Annotated in this window: 22 protein-coding genes; 15 read left to right on the top strand and 7 right to left on the bottom strand. The window is 68.1% G+C overall.

Annotated features, from left to right (window positions below):
• Positions 1-13: 13 nt before the first annotated feature.
• The gene (locus AB4850_RS07050; RefSeq protein ID WP_414441886.1) at positions 14-487 is read right to left on the bottom strand and encodes a hypothetical protein; all 474 of its coding nucleotides are present in this window, start codon (positions 485-487) and stop codon (positions 14-16) included.
• Between the two features lie 152 nt (positions 488-639).
• Here AB4850_RS07050 and AB4850_RS07055 point away from each other — a divergent pair, with 152 nt between their 5' ends.
• From AB4850_RS07055 to groL, 3 genes are all read left to right on the top strand, one after another.
• Complete coding sequence (locus AB4850_RS07055; RefSeq protein ID WP_414441887.1) at positions 640-1,623, top strand: aldo/keto reductase; 984 nt, start codon at positions 640-642, stop codon at positions 1,621-1,623.
• Positions 1,624-1,885: 262 nt separating this feature from the next.
• Positions 1,886-2,176, top strand: a complete 291-nt coding sequence (locus AB4850_RS07060) for a co-chaperone GroES (RefSeq protein WP_414441888.1) — start codon at positions 1,886-1,888, stop codon at positions 2,174-2,176.
• A 17-nt stretch (positions 2,177-2,193) separates the two neighbouring features.
• On the top strand, positions 2,194-3,831 hold the full coding sequence (gene groL, locus AB4850_RS07065; protein ID WP_414441889.1) for a chaperonin GroEL: 1,638 nt from the start codon (positions 2,194-2,196) through the stop codon (positions 3,829-3,831).
• 106 nt (positions 3,832-3,937) lie between these two features.
• On the opposite strand, the gene AB4850_RS07070 is transcribed toward groL, so the two are convergent.
• Positions 3,938-4,555, bottom strand: coding sequence for a thioredoxin family protein (locus tag AB4850_RS07070; protein ID WP_414441890.1), 618 nt, complete (start codon positions 4,553-4,555; stop codon positions 3,938-3,940).
• Between the two features lie 192 nt (positions 4,556-4,747).
• On the opposite strand from AB4850_RS07070, the gene AB4850_RS07075 reads away from it, so the two are divergent.
• From AB4850_RS07075 to AB4850_RS07100, 6 genes are all read left to right on the top strand, one after another.
• Complete coding sequence (locus AB4850_RS07075) at positions 4,748-5,143, top strand: GFA family protein (RefSeq protein WP_414441891.1); 396 nt, start codon at positions 4,748-4,750, stop codon at positions 5,141-5,143.
• Positions 5,140-5,292 carry a hypothetical protein gene (locus AB4850_RS07080; RefSeq protein WP_414441892.1) on the top strand — a complete coding sequence of 51 codons (153 nt, stop codon included), beginning with the start codon at positions 5,140-5,142 and terminating at the stop codon, positions 5,290-5,292. Before AB4850_RS07075 ends, AB4850_RS07080 begins: the two co-directional genes overlap by 4 nt.
• On the top strand, positions 5,289-6,035 hold the full coding sequence (locus tag AB4850_RS07085; RefSeq protein ID WP_414441893.1) for a response regulator: 747 nt from the start codon (positions 5,289-5,291) through the stop codon (positions 6,033-6,035). The genes AB4850_RS07080 and AB4850_RS07085 overlap by 4 nt, the downstream gene beginning before the upstream one ends.
• Positions 6,032-7,369 carry an ATP-binding protein gene (locus AB4850_RS07090; protein WP_414441894.1) on the top strand — a complete coding sequence of 446 codons (1,338 nt, stop codon included), beginning with the start codon at positions 6,032-6,034 and terminating at the stop codon, positions 7,367-7,369. The genes AB4850_RS07085 and AB4850_RS07090 overlap by 4 nt, the downstream gene beginning before the upstream one ends.
• 111 nt (positions 7,370-7,480) lie before the next feature.
• Positions 7,481-8,506 carry an aldo/keto reductase gene (locus AB4850_RS07095; RefSeq protein ID WP_414441895.1) on the top strand — a complete coding sequence of 342 codons (1,026 nt, stop codon included), beginning with the start codon at positions 7,481-7,483 and terminating at the stop codon, positions 8,504-8,506.
• 131 nt (positions 8,507-8,637) lie between these two features.
• Positions 8,638-8,967, top strand: a complete 330-nt coding sequence (locus AB4850_RS07100) for a VF_A0006 family four-cysteine protein (protein ID WP_414441896.1) — start codon at positions 8,638-8,640, stop codon at positions 8,965-8,967.
• Positions 8,968-9,088: 121 nt separating this feature from the next.
• On the opposite strand, the gene AB4850_RS07105 is transcribed toward AB4850_RS07100, so the two are convergent.
• Both AB4850_RS07105 and AB4850_RS07110 read right to left on the bottom strand, forming a co-directional pair.
• A complete protein-coding gene (locus AB4850_RS07105) occupies positions 9,089-9,577 on the bottom strand; it encodes a hypothetical protein (protein WP_414441897.1) in 489 nt (162 codons plus the stop codon).
• Between the two features lie 78 nt (positions 9,578-9,655).
• Positions 9,656-9,829, bottom strand: coding sequence for a hypothetical protein (locus AB4850_RS07110; protein WP_414441898.1), 174 nt, complete (start codon positions 9,827-9,829; stop codon positions 9,656-9,658).
• Between the two features lie 117 nt (positions 9,830-9,946).
• On the opposite strand from AB4850_RS07110, the gene AB4850_RS07115 reads away from it, so the two are divergent.
• On the top strand, positions 9,947-10,912 hold the full coding sequence (locus AB4850_RS07115; RefSeq protein WP_414441899.1) for a GlxA family transcriptional regulator: 966 nt from the start codon (positions 9,947-9,949) through the stop codon (positions 10,910-10,912).
• A 34-nt stretch (positions 10,913-10,946) separates the two neighbouring features.
• Here AB4850_RS07115 and AB4850_RS07120 read toward each other — a convergent pair whose 3' ends face one another.
• Positions 10,947-11,078 (bottom strand): hypothetical protein, encoded by a 132-nt coding sequence (locus tag AB4850_RS07120; RefSeq protein ID WP_414441900.1) that lies wholly within the window; start codon positions 11,076-11,078, stop codon positions 10,947-10,949.
• 12 nt (positions 11,079-11,090) lie between these two features.
• Positions 11,091-11,720 (bottom strand): HAD hydrolase-like protein, encoded by a 630-nt coding sequence (locus AB4850_RS07125; protein ID WP_414441901.1) that lies wholly within the window; start codon positions 11,718-11,720, stop codon positions 11,091-11,093.
• Between the two features lie 209 nt (positions 11,721-11,929).
• Between AB4850_RS07125 and AB4850_RS07130 the strand changes: the two genes are divergently transcribed.
• Positions 11,930-13,075 (top strand): acyltransferase family protein, encoded by a 1,146-nt coding sequence (locus tag AB4850_RS07130; protein ID WP_414441902.1) that lies wholly within the window; start codon positions 11,930-11,932, stop codon positions 13,073-13,075.
• A gap of 33 nt (positions 13,076-13,108) precedes the next feature.
• Here AB4850_RS07130 and AB4850_RS07135 read toward each other — a convergent pair whose 3' ends face one another.
• Positions 13,109-14,044 (bottom strand): IclR family transcriptional regulator, encoded by a 936-nt coding sequence (locus tag AB4850_RS07135; RefSeq protein WP_414441903.1) that lies wholly within the window; start codon positions 14,042-14,044, stop codon positions 13,109-13,111.
• 298 nt (positions 14,045-14,342) lie between these two features.
• On the opposite strand from AB4850_RS07135, the gene AB4850_RS07140 reads away from it, so the two are divergent.
• From AB4850_RS07140 to AB4850_RS07155, 4 genes are read left to right on the top strand one after another with little or no spacing between them, the layout of a single operon-like run.
• Positions 14,343-15,428 carry an ABC transporter ATP-binding protein gene (locus tag AB4850_RS07140; protein WP_414441904.1) on the top strand — a complete coding sequence of 362 codons (1,086 nt, stop codon included), beginning with the start codon at positions 14,343-14,345 and terminating at the stop codon, positions 15,426-15,428.
• Between the two features lie 4 nt (positions 15,429-15,432).
• Positions 15,433-16,353: an ABC transporter permease gene (locus AB4850_RS07145; protein ID WP_414441976.1), complete on the top strand. Its 921-nt coding sequence runs from the start codon at positions 15,433-15,435 to the stop codon at positions 16,351-16,353.
• Positions 16,354-16,401: 48 nt separating this feature from the next.
• The gene (locus AB4850_RS07150) at positions 16,402-17,196 is read left to right on the top strand and encodes an ABC transporter permease (RefSeq protein WP_414441905.1); all 795 of its coding nucleotides are present in this window, start codon (positions 16,402-16,404) and stop codon (positions 17,194-17,196) included.
• 38 nt (positions 17,197-17,234) lie between these two features.
• Positions 17,235-17,594, top strand: coding sequence for a (2Fe-2S)-binding protein (locus AB4850_RS07155; RefSeq protein ID WP_414441977.1), 360 nt, complete (start codon positions 17,235-17,237; stop codon positions 17,592-17,594).
• The last annotated feature ends 8 nt before the right edge of the window (positions 17,595-17,602 follow it).

The following is a 17,602-nucleotide window of genomic DNA, read 5'->3' on the forward strand; positions in this document are numbered from 1 at the left end:
CCGGACGTTGGGGTCAGGAATGCCGCGGGGAAGGTGGCGCGCGGGCGCCGAGCGGGCCGAGGGCGGGGCCGCTGTTCGGAAGGATGAGGTGGTCGGGGCACGGCGGGTGGTTGCCGGTGGCGATGCGCAGCCAGTAGGCCGGCTGCGGCAGTGCGGCGGCAAGGCCGACGGCCGGCGCCGCGCTGAACGGGCAGAGATCGCCGCCATGCGGGTGGGCCGCCGGCGGCGCGGAGCCGGCCAGCGCCTTCGCCAGATCGTCGGCGGCAGCCTGCGCGGCGGGACTGACGCTGACGCCACCGGTGGTGGCCTCGTCGAACAATGCGCCATGACCGCTGCAGATCACGAAGCCGGCCGTTTCCGCGCGCGTGCTCGTGGCGAGCATCAGGCCAGGCGGAAACAACAGGCGGAACGCGACGATCAGCAGCAGCAACGCAGCCACTGCCGGATTCGTCATGCGCTGGGTGAGCAGATGGCGAAGTCGAATCATGGGTGCGGATTGTAGATGAATCGAAAGCTTTCGGAAAAGATTTAGTCGGCTGTGCCTTGCGCGTATCGCACCGCTCTTGCTGCGTCACACCGACGCAGCCATTCGCGGAATCGGGCATGATTTCGCGCAAATCACCCTTCAACGAGGTAGCGATGGAATACGTGAAATTCGGCCGGACCGGCCTGGAAGTCTCGAAGCTGGTGCTCGGCTGCATGACCTTCGGCGACGCGACACGCGGCAACCACGCGTGGACGCTGTCGGAAGACGACAGCCGCCCGATCATTCGCCAGGCGATCGAAGCCGGCATCAACTTCTTCGACACCGCCAACATGTACTCGGACGGCACCTCGGAGGAGATCGTCGGCCGCGCGCTGCGCGAATACACGAAGCGCGACGACGTGGTGATCGCCACCAAGGTCTACAACCGCATGCGCCCGGGGCCGAACGGCGCGGGCCTGTCGCGCAAGGCGATCCTTTCCGAGATCGACCACAGCCTGAAGCGGCTCGGCACCGATTACGTCGACCTGTACCAGATCCACCGCTTCGATCCGGGCACGCCGATCGAGGAGACGCTCGAAGCGCTGCACGACGTGGTGAAGGCGGGCAAAGCGCGCTATATCGGCGCGTCGTCGATGGCGGCGTGGCAGTTCGCGAAGGCGCTGTACATCTCGCGCCAGAACGGCTGGACCGAATTCGTCGGCATGCAGAACCACCTGAACCTGCTGTACCGCGAGGAAGAGCGCGAAATGATGCCGCTGTGCGTGGATCAGGGCGTCGCGGTGATCCCGTGGAGCCCGCTGGCGCGCGGCCGCCTCACGCGCAACTGGGACGAAAGCTCGGCGCGCCAGGACAGCGACAACGTCAGCACCCGCCTGTACGCGGCCACGGCGCATGCCGACCGTGCCGTGATCGAGGCCGTGGCCGAGGTGGCCGCCGCGCGCAACGTGCCGCGCGCGCAGGTCGCGCTGGCCTGGGTCTCGCAGAAGCCGGGCGTGACCGCGCCGATCGTCGGGATCTCGAAGCCGCATCACCTGACGGACGCGCTGGCCGCGCTCGAACTGAAGCTGACCGAGGCGGAGATCGCCACGCTCGAAGCGCCGTACGTGCCGCATGCGGTGGCCGGCTTCACGGCCTGAGCCTGGGTGTCGGCGGCCCCGGCGCGTCTCGCGTGCCGGGGCCGCGTTCGTTCTCCACGGCGGCCCCGATCGGTCCGCGCTTCCAAGCCGCCGCCGCGCCCCCCGCTTATCGCCGCCCGCGATAACGATACTTCCGCGCCTTCATATCCATCCGCGTATCCGTTATTGGATCGGCGAACGCCCCGTTTTTATACTGGGCCTCATCAGCACTCGCCCATGACGAGTGCCAAACCCACCGCATCCAACCGAGAGGAACGCAACGATGAGTCTTCGTCCGCTGCATGATCGCGTGATCGTCAAACGGCTCGACCAGGAAACCAAGACGGCGTCGGGCATCGTGCTGCCCGACAGCGCCGCCGAGAAGCCGGACCAGGGCGAAGTGATCGCCGTCGGCCCGGGCCGGCGCGACACCGACGGCCGCCGCATCGAACCGGATCTGAAGACCGGCGATCGCGTGCTGTTCGGCAAGTACGCCGGGCAGACGGTCAAGGTCAACAACATCGAACTGCTGGTGCTGCGCGAGGAAGACATCGTCGCGGTCGTCAACGTCTGAACCTGAGAGAAACCCATATGGCTGCAAAAGAAATCGTATTCGGCGACGTCAACCGCGCGAAGCTGATCGAAGGCGTCAACGTGCTGGCGGATGCCGTCAAGGTCACGCTCGGGCCGAAGGGCCGCAACGTGGTGCTGGAGCGCAGCTTCGGCGCGCCGATCGTGACCAAGGACGGCGTGTCGGTCGCCAAGGAAATCGAACTGGCCGACAAGCTGCAGAACATCGGCGCGCAACTGGTCAAGGAAGTGGCTTCCAAGACCAGCGACACGGCCGGCGACGGCACCACCACGGCCACCGTGCTGGCGCAGGCGATCGTGCGCGAAGGCCAGAAATACGTGGCGGCGGGCCTGAACCCGCTCGACCTGAAGCGCGGCATCGACAAGGCCGTGCTGGCCGCCGTCGAGGAACTGAAGAAGATCAGCAAGCCGACCACCACGAGCCTCGAAATCGCGCAGGTTGCGACCATCTCGGCCAACGGCGAGGAATCGATCGGCCAGCGCATCGCCGAGGCGATCGACCGCGTGGGCAAGGAAGGCGTGATCACCGTCGAGGACGGCAAATCGCTGGCCGACGAGCTCGACGTGGTGGAAGGCCTGCAATTCGATCGCGGCTACCTGTCGCCGTACTTCGTCAACAACCCGGATCGCCAGGTCGCGATTCTCGACAACCCGTACATCCTGCTGCACGACAAGAAGGTGTCGAACATCCGCGACTTGCTGCCGGTGCTCGAACAGGTCGCCAAGGCGGGCCGTCCGCTGCTGATCATCGCCGAGGACGTGGAAGGCGAGGCGCTGGCCACGCTGGTGGTCAACAACATTCGCGGCATCCTGAAGACGGTGGCCGTCAAGGCGCCGGGCTTCGGCGACCGCCGCAAGGCGCTGCTCGAGGACATCGCGATCCTGACCGGCGGCCAGGTGATCGCCGAGGAAACCGGCCTGACGCTGGAGAAGGCGACGCTGGCCGAACTGGGCCAGGCCAAGCGCATCGAGGTGGGCAAGGAAAACACCACGGTGATCGATGGCGCCGGCGACAAGGCGTCGATCGAGGCGCGCGTCAAGCAGATCCGCATCCAGATCGAGGATGCCTCGTCCGACTACGACCGCGAGAAACTCCAGGAACGCGTGGCCAAGCTGGCCGGCGGCGTGGCCGTGATCAAGGTGGGCGGGGCGACCGAGATCGAGGTCAAGGAGAAGAAGGACCGCGTGGACGACGCGCTGCACGCCACGCGCGCGGCCGTCGAGGAAGGCATCGTGCCGGGCGGCGGCGTGGCGCTGATCCGCGTGCGGCAGGCGATCCGCGAGGTGCGCGGCATCAATGCGGACCAGGACGCCGGCGTGAAGATCGTGCTGCGCGCGCTGGAGGAACCGCTGCGCCAGATCGTGGCGAATGCCGGCGAGGAAGCCAGCGTGGTGGTGGCGAAGGTGGCCGAGGGCTCGGGCAACTTCGGCTACAACGCCGCGACCGGCGAGTACGGCGATCTGGTCGAATCGGGCGTGCTCGATCCGACCAAGGTGACGCGCACGGCGCTGCAGAACGCGGCTTCGGTGGCGGGCCTGCTGCTGACGACCGACGCCAGCGTGTTCGAAGCGCCGAAGCCGGCCACGGCGCCGGCCGGCCACGGCGGCGCGCCGGGCGGCCCGGATCTCGGGTTCTGAAGCGCCGCACGCCTGAAGGTTCGAACGTTTGAACCTTCGGGCAAGCGATCCGCCACGGGCGGCTGGCCGACAAGGCCGGCCGCCCGTGTTGCATTTCGGGCCGCGATCAGCTTGCGATCCGGGCCACGGGCGGGTTCTCCGTCGTGGCTGCCGCCGGGTTGGCGGGTTGTCCCAGCAGCCGCACGATTTCGGCCTCGGTTTGCTCGTAGTCGCCTTCGCCGAAATGGCGATAGACGATCTTTCCCGTCTTGTCGATCAGATAGAACGCGGGCCAATACTGGTTGCCGTAGGCGCGCCAGGTGGCGTAGTCGTTGTCCTGCGCGACCGGATAAGTCAGCCCGAAGCGGCCGATCGCGTCGCCCACGTTCGCCGTGCTGCGCTCGAACGGGTATTCGGGCGTATGCACGCCGATCACCGCCAGCCCCTGCGAGCGGTATTTCTCGTACCACGCTTCGACGTGCGGCAGCGTGTGGATGCAGTTGATGCAGGTATAAGTCCAGAAATCCACCAGCACCACCTTGCCGCGCAGGCTCGCCAGGGTCTGGGGCGGCCCGTTGAGCCAGTGGCCGATGCCGGTCAGTTCGGGCGCGGTGGTGGCGACGCCGGCCGGCGCGGCGAGGCCGGTGGTTCCGGCGGCAAGCGCCGGCGGGCGGCTGGCCGCGATCACGGCGAAGCAGGCGGCCAGGGCCGCGGCGAAGGGCCAGAAGCGGGTGAGCGGTCGCATGACGGGGAGCCTCCTTGGGCGTCGAGTGGCGATGGAGCCATTGGAACGCCCGGTTGTATCGGCCATGTTTGCGCCGCGCCACGCCCGTGCAATGTTGTGTGTCGGAGCGGAATTCAGATACATTGCGACACAAAACGCAGGGCGCGATCGGCTATAAATCGGTCCATTCCCGATCGCCAAGGAGTGCACACGATGAATACCGAGTCTCACGCCGAACCCCATGTCGAAACCTATCTGGGCGCCTGCCACTGCGGCACGGTGCGTTTCTCGGTGCGCGCCGCGCTCGATCCGGCCGTGCGCTGCAATTGCAGCCTGTGCCGCCGCAAGGGCGCGCTGATGTCGTCGATGGTGGCCCGCGAGGACCTGACGATCCTGGCCGGCGAGGACGCGCTGACCGAATACCAGTTCAACACCCGCGTGGCGAAGCATTACTTCTGCCGCCATTGCGGCATCTACCCGTTTCACCAGACGCGCCTCGATCCGCTGCGCTGGCGCGTGAACATCGGCTGCCTCGACGGCGTCGATCCGTACGCGCTGGCATTCAGCGTGGCCAACGGCGCGGCGCAATCCGTCGTGGAGGACGCATGAAACCCGCCCGTCACCCGTTGCAGCGCCTGCTCGCGATCGTCGCGTTCCTGGCCGGCGGGTTCGCCGCCGAACTGGCGCATCCGCTCGCGTGCCACACCGTCGGCTCGCGCGGCCCGGCCGTGACGCGCCGCCGCGAGGCCCGCGCATGAACGCCGAACGCCCGGACCATGTGCTGATCGTCGACGACGATCGCGGCATCCGCGAACTGGTCGGCCAGTATCTGGAGAAGAACGGCATGCGCATTTCGCTGGCCGCCAACGGCCGCGAGATGCGCGCCGCGCTGGAAAACGGCGCGCCGGACCTGATCGTGCTCGACGTGATGATGCCCGGCGATGACGGCCTGGTGCTGTGCCGCGAACTGCGCGCCGGCAAGCATCGCGCCGTGCCGGTGGTGATGCTGACCGCGCGCGACGAGGAAACCGACCGCATCGTCGGCCTCGAAATGGGCGCCGACGATTACCTGACCAAGCCGTTCGCGGTGCGCGAGCTGTATGCGCGGATCCGCTCGGTGCTGCGCCGCACGCGCATGCTGCCGCCCGGCATGCAGGTCAGCGAGGCCGCGCAATGGCTCGCGTTCGGCGATTGGCGGCTCGACACCACCGGCCGCCATCTGCTCGACGAGGCCGGCACGATGGTGGCCCTGAGCGGCGCCGAATACCGGCTGCTGCGCGTGTTCCTCGACAACCCGCAACGCGTGCTGACGCGCGACCAGTTGCTGAACCTCACGCAGGGCCGCCAGGCCGACGCGTTCGACCGCTCGATCGACCTGCTGGTCAGCCGCCTGCGCCAGCGCCTGCGCGACACCGCGCGCGAGCCGCGCTACATCAAGACGCTGCGCAGCGAGGGCTATGTGTTCTCGTCGTCGGTCACGTCGATCGACGAGCCCGCATGAATCCGCTCCCCGGTTTCCGCCGCCTGCGCCGCCTGCACGGGCCGCGCTCGATGTTCGCGCGGCTCGCGCTGATCCTCTGCGTGGGCCTGGCTGTCGCGCAGATGCTGTCGTTCTGGCTGACGCTGACCGAGCGCGATCAGGCCACCACCACGCTGATGATGGGTTACATCGAGCGCGAGGTGGTGGCGTCGGTCGCGCTGCTCGACCATCTGCCACCCGGCGAGCGCGCCGCCTGGCTGCCGCGCCTGGCGCGCCGCAGCTACCGCTTCGAACTCGGGCCGGGCGAGCCGGGCGGCCCGGTGGACGCCGCGCTGTCGGCGCGCGTCGAGCGCTCGATCACCGACGGCATCGGCCGCACCTACGCCGTCACCGCCAACGAGATCCCAGGCGACACCGAACACATGCAGGTGCACCTGAAGCTCAGTGACGGCACGCCGCTGACGATCGACATGCATCCGATGTCGGGCATTCCGCTGTCGGGCTGGCTGCCCGTGGTGCTGCTGTTGCAGCTTGCCGTGCTGGCCGCCTGCTGCTGGCTCGCGGTGCGGCTCGCCACCCGGCCGCTGCACGCGCTGGCCGACGCCGCCGATGCGCTCGGCCCCGACCTCAAGGGCGAGCGCCTGCCCGAATCGGGGCCGTCCGAGGTGGCGCGCGCCGCGCGCGCGTTCAACGCGATGCAGGACCGCATCGCCACGTATACGGCCGAGCGCATGCAGATCCTGGCCGCCATCTCGCACGATCTGCAGACGCCGATCACGCGCATGCGGCTGCGCGTCGACGTGATGGACGACGAAACGCAGGCCGCCAAGCTGCGGCAGGACCTGGAGGAAATGGGCCAGCTCGTGAAGGAAGGCGTGGCCTATGCGCGAACCGTGCACAGCACGTCCGAGACGGCGCGCCGCATCGATCTCGACGCGCTGCTCGACAGCATCGTGTGCGATTACCTCGATGCCGGGCAGGACGTCGATTTCGCGAAGCGCACCGACCTATCGCTCGACGCGCCGCCGCAGGCGCTGCGGCGCGTGATCGGCAACCTGGTCGACAACGCGCTGAAGTTCGGCGGCGCGGCGCAGGTCGAGTTGACCTCGACGCCCGCCGGCGGCGCGGAGATCGCCGTGCTCGATCGCGGGCCGGGCATCCCCGAGGCCTCGCTCGAGGCCGTGTTCGAGCCGTTCGTGCGGATCGAGACGTCGCGCAATCGCGGCACCGGCGGCACCGGGCTGGGGCTGGCGATCGCGCGGCAACTGGCGCAGGCCATGAACGCCACGCTCACGCTGCGCAATCGCGACGGCGGCGGCCTCGCCGCGCGGCTGACGCTGAAGCCGCGCGCCTGAGCGGGCTCGCGCGCCGCCTGCACGATTTTCCGAGTTGCGCTAGGTTTACAGCCCCGGCGACGGCAGCCTGCCGTCGCCCGCTCGTCCACCTCTCACCATTCGGGAACTGGCATGGAATATCGACATCTCGGCGCATCAGGTTTCAAGGTTCCGGTACTGAGCTTCGGCACCGGCACGTTCGGCGGCTCCGGCGAATTCTTCGAGGCGTGGGGCGCGACCGACGTGGCCGAAGCCCGCAAGCTCGTGGACATCTGCCTCGACGCCGGGCTCACCCTGTTCGACAGCGCCGACATCTATTCGAAAGGCGTGTCCGAATCGATTCTCGGCGAGGCGCTCAAGGGCCGCCGCGACAAGGTGCTGATCTCGACCAAGGCGACGTTCCGCTTCGACGACGGTCCGAACAACGTCGGCTCGTCGCGCTTCCATCTGATCAAGGCCGTCGACGCCGCGCTCGAGCGCCTTCAAACGGATTACATCGATCTGTTCCAATTGCACGGTTTCGACGCGCGCACGCCGGTACAGGAAGTGCTATCGACGCTCGACGATCTGGTGCGCGCCGGCAAGATCCGCTACACGGGCGTGTCGAACTTCTCGGGCTGGCACCTGATGAAATCGCTCGACGTGGCCGATCGTTACGGCTACCCGCGTTACGTGGCGAACCAGACGTACTACTCGCTGATCGGCCGCGATTACGAATGGGAACTGATGCCGCTCGGCGCCGATCAGGGCGTGGGCGCGGTGGTGTGGAGCCCGCTCGGCTGGGGGCGCCTGACCGGCAAGATCCGTCGCGGCCAGCCGCTGCCGGCCACCAGCCGCCTGCACAAGACGGCCGACGCCGGCCCGCCGGTGCCGGACGAATACCTGTACCGCGTGATCGACGCGCTCGACGAAGTGGCCGAGGAAACCGGCAAGACGATCACGCAGATCGCGCTGAACTGGCTGCTGCAACGCCCGACCGTGGCGACCGTGCTGATCGGGGCGCGCAACGAGGAGCAGTTGCGGCAGAACCTGGGCGCGGTGGGCTGGAATCTGACGCCGGAGCAGGTCAAGAAGCTCGATGAGGCGAGCCGCACGCGGCCGGCTTATCCGTACTGGCATCAGGAAGGGTTCGCGGAGCGCAATCCGTCGCCGGTTTGAGGCGGGTTGGGGCGGTGTAAAAAACGCCCCGTTCAGGGAATAACGCGGGGCGCTCAGGCGTTCGGAACAGACGAGGCGCGCCACCTTGCCGGCGCGCCTTGTCGATCCACGAACAGGGACACCCCGCGCTCATGATTCCGCTTCGTCAAGCCATCGTCCGCGCCGTGCTGGTTTCGGCGCTCGCCGCCGCCGCCAGCCCGGCCTTCGCGTTCAACGAGCAAGCCAATTACGACGCCTGCATCCTGCGTTCGCTGTCGACCACCTGGAACCGCAACGTCGTCGGGCTGCTGCGCAATTCCTGCGACCAGCTTTACCGCCAGTGGAGCATGTTGACGCCCACCGAGCAGGCCTATCACAGCTGCCTGCTGCAATACCTGCCCGGGGTGCAAAGCTCGGCGGCGATCGGCCCGATCCTCTCGGCGTGCCGCCGCCAAAGCGCCGATTCGGTGCACTTCGATTGAGAAGCGCCGTTGCGAAATCAAGTTTGGGGCCGGTTAACATCCCGTCTGGTTTTACCTAACAGGAAACCATGCCGGCAGCGCTCGGAGACCACGAAAAGTGGTCACGCCATCCAAGCGGCGCTTACACCTCGATGTACATGTTGTAGGCGGCGCTCCAGATGAAATAAATCGCCTGCTCCGCCCCGCCGCCGCGTTGCGAGATGTCGTAGGGTGAATAGCTGGTGACGTAGGGGCTACCCTTGGTGGCCCACTGCCAGCCGTTCTGGAGCGAGCCCGAAAATACGTAGCCGACACTGCCTCGGTAGAACCCTAGCGCGACCCAGTCATACCGCGAACTCAGCGTGCCCGACCAGTTCAGGATGAATGGATCGTATGCATTCTTAGCCCCGCCGAGCCATGCTTTGCGCGGTGTGTCGTCCGCCGTTGTCGCGACGTTGGCCACCGGGTCCACTGCCTGCTCTTTGTAGAGTGACGCCGCCGCTTGCGGTGAAGCGATGGTGAGCGCCCCGTCCAGCATGAGAGCGTCGCGGGCCTTACCTGTCGCTGCTGCGCCCTCGTCGGCAACCGGCTGAAGAAAGGTGCCGTCCTTGCGCCTAAACGTCAATGTCATGTTCTTTTCCTTTTCTTGAATCGGCTGTCGAAACGAAGCGATGAAGGCTGGATCATATGCCGGTTCTCTGCCGCGAGGTCAAAGCTCATGAGGCATATGAGCTGCTGATTGGTCGTTGTCCGCTTCCGCGACCGGCCCGCGCTGCTTGAGGCTCACGCCCGAGGCGTGGAAGTTCGCCGAAACCCGCTCGACGCCCCGCCAGGCGTCGAGGCCGCCGTGCGCGGCAATGGTGGTGCTGACGAGATCGGTCATGGTGGCTCCTCGAATGCGGGCCGCAACGGAATGTGCGGCTCGGAATGGAGGCCAGTATAGGCAGCGGGGCGCTTCGCTGGTACAGTCGCAAACGCCAACTTTGGAGGCATTTACGCCATGCGCATCGCCGTGCTCGCCCTCGATGGATTGTTCGATACAGGGCTGTCCGTCACGCTCGACGTGTTTCTCGTCGCCAACAAACTGTCGGCCCGCTTGATGGGCGGCACGCCGAGTTTCGATGTGTCCGTGGTGGGGGTGCGCAAGAAGGTGCATTCGTGCCACGGGCTGGTGGTGCCGGTGCAGCCGATCGCGGATCGGCCGAAGCCCGATTGGGCGATCGTGCCGGCGCTGGCCACCACCATGCCCGACGAGCTGATCGAGTCGCTGTCGCGGCCCGACGTGCTCGATGCGCGTGCGCAACTGGTGGCGTGGCATGCCGATGGCGTGCGCCTGGCGGCCTCGTGCCTCGGCACCTTCATCGTGGCGGAAGCGGGGCTGCTCGATGGCCGCGAGGCCACCACCAACTGGGGGCTCGCGCCGCTGTTCCGGCAGCGCTATCCGGCGGTGCGGCTCGACGAATCGCGGATGCTGGTGCCGACCGACATCGGCGCGACGGCCGGCGCGGCGCTGGGCCACCTCGATCTGGCGCTGTGGCTGGTGCGCACGGTCAGCCCCGAGCTGGCGACGCTGGTTTCGCGCTATCTGCTGGCCGATATCCGCTCGTCGCAGGCCGCGTACATCATCCCGAACCACCTCGCGCAGGCCGATCCGCTGATCCAGCGCTTCGAGCAGTGGTCGCGCCAGAACCTGCGCACCGGCTTCTCGCTGCAGGAGGCGGCCAGCGCGCTCGCGATCAGCACGCGCTCGTTGCAGCGGCGGTGCCAGGAAGTGCTCGGCAAGTCGCCGCTCGCGTATTTCCAAGACCTGCGCGTGGAGCACGCGCAATCGCTGATTCGCGGCGGCAACGCCGACCTCGAGGCGATCGCGGCCGAGGTCGGCTACGGGGATGGGGCGACGCTGCGCTCGTTGTTGCGGCAGCGGCTCGGGCGCGGCGTGCGGGAATTGCGCGCCGATTTGCTGTGAGGGCCGTGGCGGGGCCGAACGGGCCTGCCGCTACTTACATCGACGCCCGTGGCACCGAGCCGAGCGCGGCACCAAACGCCAACAGGCTCAGGATCGTCATCGCGGCGAACCCCGCGCGCCAGCCGGCGTGCTCGTCGAGCCAGGTGCCGGCCGGAATACCGGGCACGGTGGTCTCAACTCAAGCGGCCAGCGCGAGCCAGTCGGCCGGCGCGTGAAATACCGCCGTCGGCTTGGCCGCCAGCAGCGCGTCGAGCTTCGTATAGCCCCACGCCACCGCGCCGAAGCGCAGCCCGGGGATGCCGGCGGCCGCTTCGGCGTCGCGCACTTCGTCGCCGATGAAGATCGCCTGCGCGGCGTCGATGCCGGTCGCATCGAGCACGGTGCGCAGGCGCTGCGATTTGCCGAACAGCGACGAGCTGCATTCGACGGCCGCGAAACGGTCGACCAGCGCGTCGCCGAGCACGGCGCGCACGTTCTCGACCGAATTCGAGGTGGCCACGGCCACCGCGACCTGCCGGTCGATCAGCGTGCCGAGCGTGTCGATCACGGTGGCGACCGGCGCGACTTCGCCGATCCGCTCGGCCATCCGCTTGCGGGCATCGCTCAGGACGGCCGGCGCCTTCCAGAACGGCAGCGCGAGTTCGCCGAGCACTTCCATCGCGCTCATGCCGCGCATCCGGTCGAGCGTGGCGGCGTCGGGCGCGCGGAAGCCGTGCCGTTCGGCCAGGCCGCTCAGTGCATCGGCGAACACGGGGTAGGAATCGGCGAGGGTGCCGTCGAAGTCGAAAATGGCAAGGCGAAGCGTCATGGCGGGAAGGGCAAAAGCGGGGCGAACAGCCGGGGCGGGGTGGCCGCGGCCGGCGAGAGCCGGTATCTTCCGGTGCGCGGCGCGCTTCGTCAACGTCGCTCCACGCCACTTTCGACGTCAGGTCGGCGCCGCGCTGGCCCGCCCGCCGCGCATGACGGACAATGCGCGGCGCACGACGCGACTCTCTCACCATCTCCAAGGGCAACCGAGTGGCCTCGACTTCCCGCAGCACCGGCATCGATCTCCTGCGCGGCATCGCGATCCTGACGGTGCTGCTGCTGCACTTCCATCTGACGTACCGGCTCGACGTCACGCCGTTCGACGCGCCGTGGCTGTCGGCCGCGATCCGCGCCGTCGCGCGCAACGGCAACTACGGCGTGACGATGTTCTTCGTGGTGTCGGGCTACCTGATCACGACCACCTCGCTGCGGCGCTTCGGCTCGCTCGGCGCGGTGCGCCCGCTCGCGTTCTATCGCACCCGCGCCGCGCGCATCCTGCCGTGCCTGCTGCTGGCGCTCGCGATCATGGCGACGCTCGGCGCGCTCGGGCTGCATTCGTTCACCAACAAACCCGGCACCGCGAGCATGGCGCTGGCCGTGCTGTCGGTGCTGACGTTCTGGCACAACGTGCTGATGGCGAAGCTCGGCTATTTCAACTACGCGATGAACATCCTCTGGTCGCTGTCGGTCGAGGAGGTGTTCTATCTGGCGTTTCCGCTGCTTTGCGTGTTGCTGCGACGGCGGCGCTTCATGCTGCCGTTGCTCGTCGTGCCGATGCTCGTCGGGCCGGTGTGGCGCTGGCTGCATGCCGGCGACGAGATCGTCGCGTTGTATGGCTATCTGTCGTGCTTCGATGCGATCGCGATCGGTTGCGGGGTGGCCCTGTTGCCGGCGCGGCCGCTGTCGGCGAGCGCGTTTGGCCGGCTCGCGTGGGGCGCGGCGCTCGTCATGGCGGCCACCTGGCTGTCGGGGCCGATCATGCGGCAGGTGGTGTGGGGCGTGTCGGTGATCGCGCTCGGCACCGGCGCGTTGCTGTACGGCATGGCGAACCGCGTGGTGAGCGCGAGCGCGCCGGCCTCGGGCATCTACGGCGACGAGCACGGCGGCGTGTCGAACTTCATCCGTTTCTTCGGCGTGCGCAGCTACGAGCTGTATCTGTTCCATATCGTCGTGCTCGGCGTGCTGCGCGAGACGCTGACGCGCGCGAATATCGTCGCGGCCTGGAAGCCGGTGTGGCTGCTGCTCTACGTGGCGGTGGCGAGCGTGGTGGCGCAACTGGTGTTTCGACGGTTCTCGGAGCCCCTGAACGCGCGGCTGCGCGGCGCGCGCGCGAGCTTGCCGAAATCGGGCGATTGAACTGACGAGCGGCGTTGTTCACACCGCCGCCGTTCACACCGCATTGGCCGCGCGCGTCGAATACACCTGCGTGAGCCCCTGGATCGGGTCGCGCATCGCCGCGTCGAACGGGTTCATCTGCGGCCCGAGCAGGTCGGCCTGGCGCTTGAGCAATTGCACGACGGTCGGCAGCCGTTCGTCGGTCAGCCGCGTGGACAGCGTGCCGACGCTGAGTGCGCCCACCGCCACCCGGTTCTGGTCGAAGATCGGCACGGCCACCCCGGCCATGTCCTCCAGCACGCCGCTGTTGCGGCCCGCGTAGCCGAGCGCGCGCACGCGGTCGATCTCGGTGCGCAGGTACACCTCGTCGAGCACGCCGTAGCCGCGCATGCGCGGCACATTGAAGCGGATGATTTCCTCGCGTTCGGCCTCGGGCTGGAACGCCAGGATCGCCAGGCTGCCCTGGCCGACGCCGAGCGCCACGCGCCCGCCGATCGTGCCGGTGAACGAGCGGATCGGGAACGGCCCCTCGCAGATGTCGAGACACACCGCATCGAAGCTGCTCTTGACCAGCAGGAAGATCGTGTCGCCGAGGCTCGCGCACAGCCGCAGCAGGGCCGGGCGGCACAGCGTGCGCATGCCGTTCGGGTTGCCGGCCTGCGCGGCCATCGCGAAGAACACCACGCTGAGCCGGTAGCGCTTGGTGCGCTCGTCCTGCTCGACCACCTGTTCGGCGATCAGCCCTTGCAGCAGCCGGTGGACGGTGGCCTGCGTGAGCCCCACGCTGCGCGCCAGCGTGGTGACGCGGCTGCCCTCGACCTGGTTCGCGCCGAGCGCGCGGATCAGCGCGAACGCGCGTTGCAGCACGCCGGGGCCGCACGAATTCTCGCCGGGCGCATCGGCCGGCGCGCGGGCCGTGCCGCTGGCTTCCGTGGCATCGCTCCCTGCCGTGTCGTTCCCCGTTCCGTTTTCCTGCTTCCGAGCTTTCACTTTTGCCTCTCCGTATTCCACTCTTCGGAATCCTGCCCGAACCATGCCGAGCGCGGCACCGACTCTACCGCGTCGCGGCCCGGCGCGCATCGGTGCTGACCATCCGGGATGTCCCTGAACCCGCTCAGCGAAACATCACAAGTCAATCAAACGGTAAATATTCTATTGAATGGAATAAATAGAAAATTAATGTCGGTGTCCGGAATTCTGCGTTGACGTCGAAAAAATTGGCCGGATAGAGTCGGCAGCATCGAATGCAATCGCTTCAGGCGGTGCCGATGCACCGAAGGGCCAGATCATGTCGTTCCTCACGTTGACGGATGTTTCGAAATCGTTCGGCGAGCTGCACGCCGTCGCCGGCATCAGCCTGTCGGTCGAGAAGGGCGAGTTCGTCTCGCTGCTCGGCCCGTCGGGCTGCGGCAAGACCACCACGCTGCAGATGATCGCGGGCTTCATCGAAACCACGCGCGGCACCATCACGCTCGACGGCCGCGACATCACGCGCATGGCGCCGAACCGGCGCGGCCTCGGCATCGTGTTCCAGAGCTACGCGCTGTTCCCGCACATGAGCGTCGAGCAGAACGTGGGCTTCGGGCTGGAGATGCGCGGCGTGGGCAAGACGGAGCGCGCCGAGCGGGTGCGCGAGGCGCTCGCGCTGGTGCGGCTCGACAAATACGCGCAGCGCTTTCCGCGCGAGCTGTCGGGCGGCCAGCGCCAGCGCGTGGCGATAGCCCGCGCAGTGGTGATCGCGCCGCCGGTGCTGCTGCTCGACGAGCCGATGTCGAACCTCGACGCCAAGCTGCGCGAGGACATGCAGTTCGAGTTGCGCGAGATCCAGCGCAAGCTCGGCACCACCACCGTGATGGTCACGCACGATCAGTCGGAAGCGTTGTCGATCAGCGACCGCGTGGTGGTGATGGAAGCGGGGCGCATCACCCAGGTCGATACGCCGTATCGCGCCTATGAACATCCGGGCAACGCGTTCGTCTCGCAGTTCATCGGCAAGACCAACCTGCTGAACGGCACGGTGCTGGCGCAAGAGGGCGGCCAGATCCGCGTCGATCTCGGCAGCCGCTTGCAGGAAACCGGCGCGACCGCGCAGGCCGACGCCGCCGCGATGCGCGCCGGCGATGCGGTCACGCTGTGCATCCGCCCGGAAAAGCTGTCGCTCGGCGCGCCGGGCACCGGCCGGCTGGCCGGCCGCGTGACGAGCCGCTTCTTTCTGGGCAGCCAGTGGCTGTACCGGCTCGACAGCGATGCCGGCGAAATGCTGGCCTGCTGCCAGAACGAAGGCGGCGAGCCGCTTGCGGAAGGCGCGGCGGTCGGCATCGACTGGCGCAGCGAGGCGGTGCGCGTGATTCGCCAGGAGGCCGCCCGTGGATGACGCACTGAGCACGGTTTCGCCCGGCGACGCACGGGACAGCGACGGCGGCGCGCCGCCCCCCGCCGCCCGGGCACGCTGGCGCGCCTGGCTGCCGATGTGGCTGATGAGCGCGCCGGCCGCGCTGCTGTTCGTCGCGCTGGTGCTGGTGCCGCTCGCGATGACGCTGGCGCTGTCGTTCTACCGCTTCGATCCGTCGGTCGGCCCGATCCCGGCGTTCGATCCGCATCACTACCTGGACGTGCTCGGCCAGACCTACTTCCACACCATCTTCCTGCGCACGTTCGGCATCGCCGCGCTGACCACGCTGCTGTGCGTCGCGATCGGCACGCCCGAGGCCTACATCCTGTCGCGCATGCGTGATCCGTGGCGCTCGCTGTTCCTGCTGGTGATCCTCGCGCCGCTGCTGGTGTCGGTGGTGGTGCGCGCGTTCGGCTGGAGCATGCTGCTCAATACCGGCGGCCTGGTGAACCAGGTGTTCGCGCTGTTCGGGCTCGGGCCGTTCAAGCTCGAATACACCACGTTCGCGATCGTCATCGCGCTGGTGCACGTGATGCTGCCGTTCATGGTGATTCCGGTGTGGACCTGCCTGCAACGGCTCGATCCGCAAACGGAGAACGCGGCGCTGTCGCTGATGGCGTCGCCCGCCACCGTGCTGCGCCGGATCGTGCTGCCGCAACTGATGCCGGGCGTGCTGTCGGGCAGCCTGATGGTGTTCGGGCTGTCGGCCAGCGCGTTCGCGATTCCCGGCCTGCTCGGCGGGCGCCGGCTCAAGGTGGCGGCCACGGCGGTGTACGACCAGTTCCTCAGCTCGATGAACTGGCCGCTCGGCGCGACCATCGCGATCCTGCTGCTGGTCGCGAACCTGATCGTGATGCTCACGTATTACCGCGTGCTCGAACGGCGCTACACGCGCAGCCTCGGCTGACGCCGCCCCGTTCCGGCCCACTTCCTCACGCTTCCACGACCATCCGACATGCGCAAAAACGGCCCGCTCGCTCTCGCGTTCCACACGCTCGTGATCCTGTTCATGCTCGCGCCGCTCGCGATCGTGGTGCTGGTGGCGTTCACGCCCGACGAGACGCTGACGCTGCCCACCCACGGCCTGTCGCTGCGCTGGTTCCGCGCGATCCTCGACTACCCGGACTTCATCGCGGCGTTCGGCAACAGCCTGAAGCTGGCGGTGGCCTCGGCCACCATCTCGCTGTTGATCGCGTTGCCGGCGGGCCTCGCGATCGGCCGCTCGCGCTTTCCGGGCCGCGCATTCCTCAACGCGCTGCTGCTCTCGCCGCTGGTGATTCCGGGCCTGGTGCTCGGCATCGCGCTGCTGCGCTTTTTCGCGCTGATCGGCGCGACCGGCTCGTTCGCATGGCTGGTGGCGGCGCACGTGATCATCGTCACGCCGTTCGCGATGCGGCTGGTGCTGGCCTCGGTGGCCGGGCTCGACCGCAGCGTCGAGCACGCCGCGGCCTCGCTCGGCGCCAACGCCTGGACCACCTTTCGCCGCATCACGCTGCCGATGATCGTGCCCGGCATCACCGGCGGCTGGCTGCTCGCGTTCATCAACAGCTTCGACGAGCTGACGATGTCGATCTTCGTCACCTCGCCGCAAACCGTCACGCTGCCGGTGCGCATGTACATGTACGCGACCGAATCGATCGATCCGATGATGGCGTCGGTGTCGACGCTGGTGATCGCCATCACGGCCGGCGCGATGCTGATCCTCGATCGCGTCTATGGCCTGAACCGGATCCTGATCGGACAGCACTGAGCATGCACACCCGTTCCACGCGCCTCGCACCCTCTACGATGACCGACCGCCCGACGCCGCCTTCCACGCCGCAACTCGTGCGCGTGGCCGAAACCACCCGGGCGCCGATGCCGTTCGTGCTCGACGGCGCGCCGGTCGCGGCGCTGGCCGGCGATACCGTGCTGACCGCGATCCTCACGCAGCAGCGCCGCCTGCGCGTCAGCGAATTCGGCGACGGGCCGCGCGCCGGCTTCTGCCTGATCGGCGCGTGCCAGGATTGCTGGGTGCGCGAGGAGAGCGGGGCGCGGCTGCGCGCGTGCTCCACGCCGCTGCGCGCCGGGATGCGGATCGTGACGAGCGCCGCGACGGCCATCGGCGGCGGCGAGGCGGCCGACGCGGCGCACGGGAGCGCGGCATGAGCCCCAAC

The sequence above is a fragment of the Burkholderia sp. 22PA0106 genome, from assembly GCF_047497155.1.
In the GTDB taxonomy this organism is placed as follows: domain Bacteria; phylum Pseudomonadota; class Gammaproteobacteria; order Burkholderiales; family Burkholderiaceae; genus Burkholderia.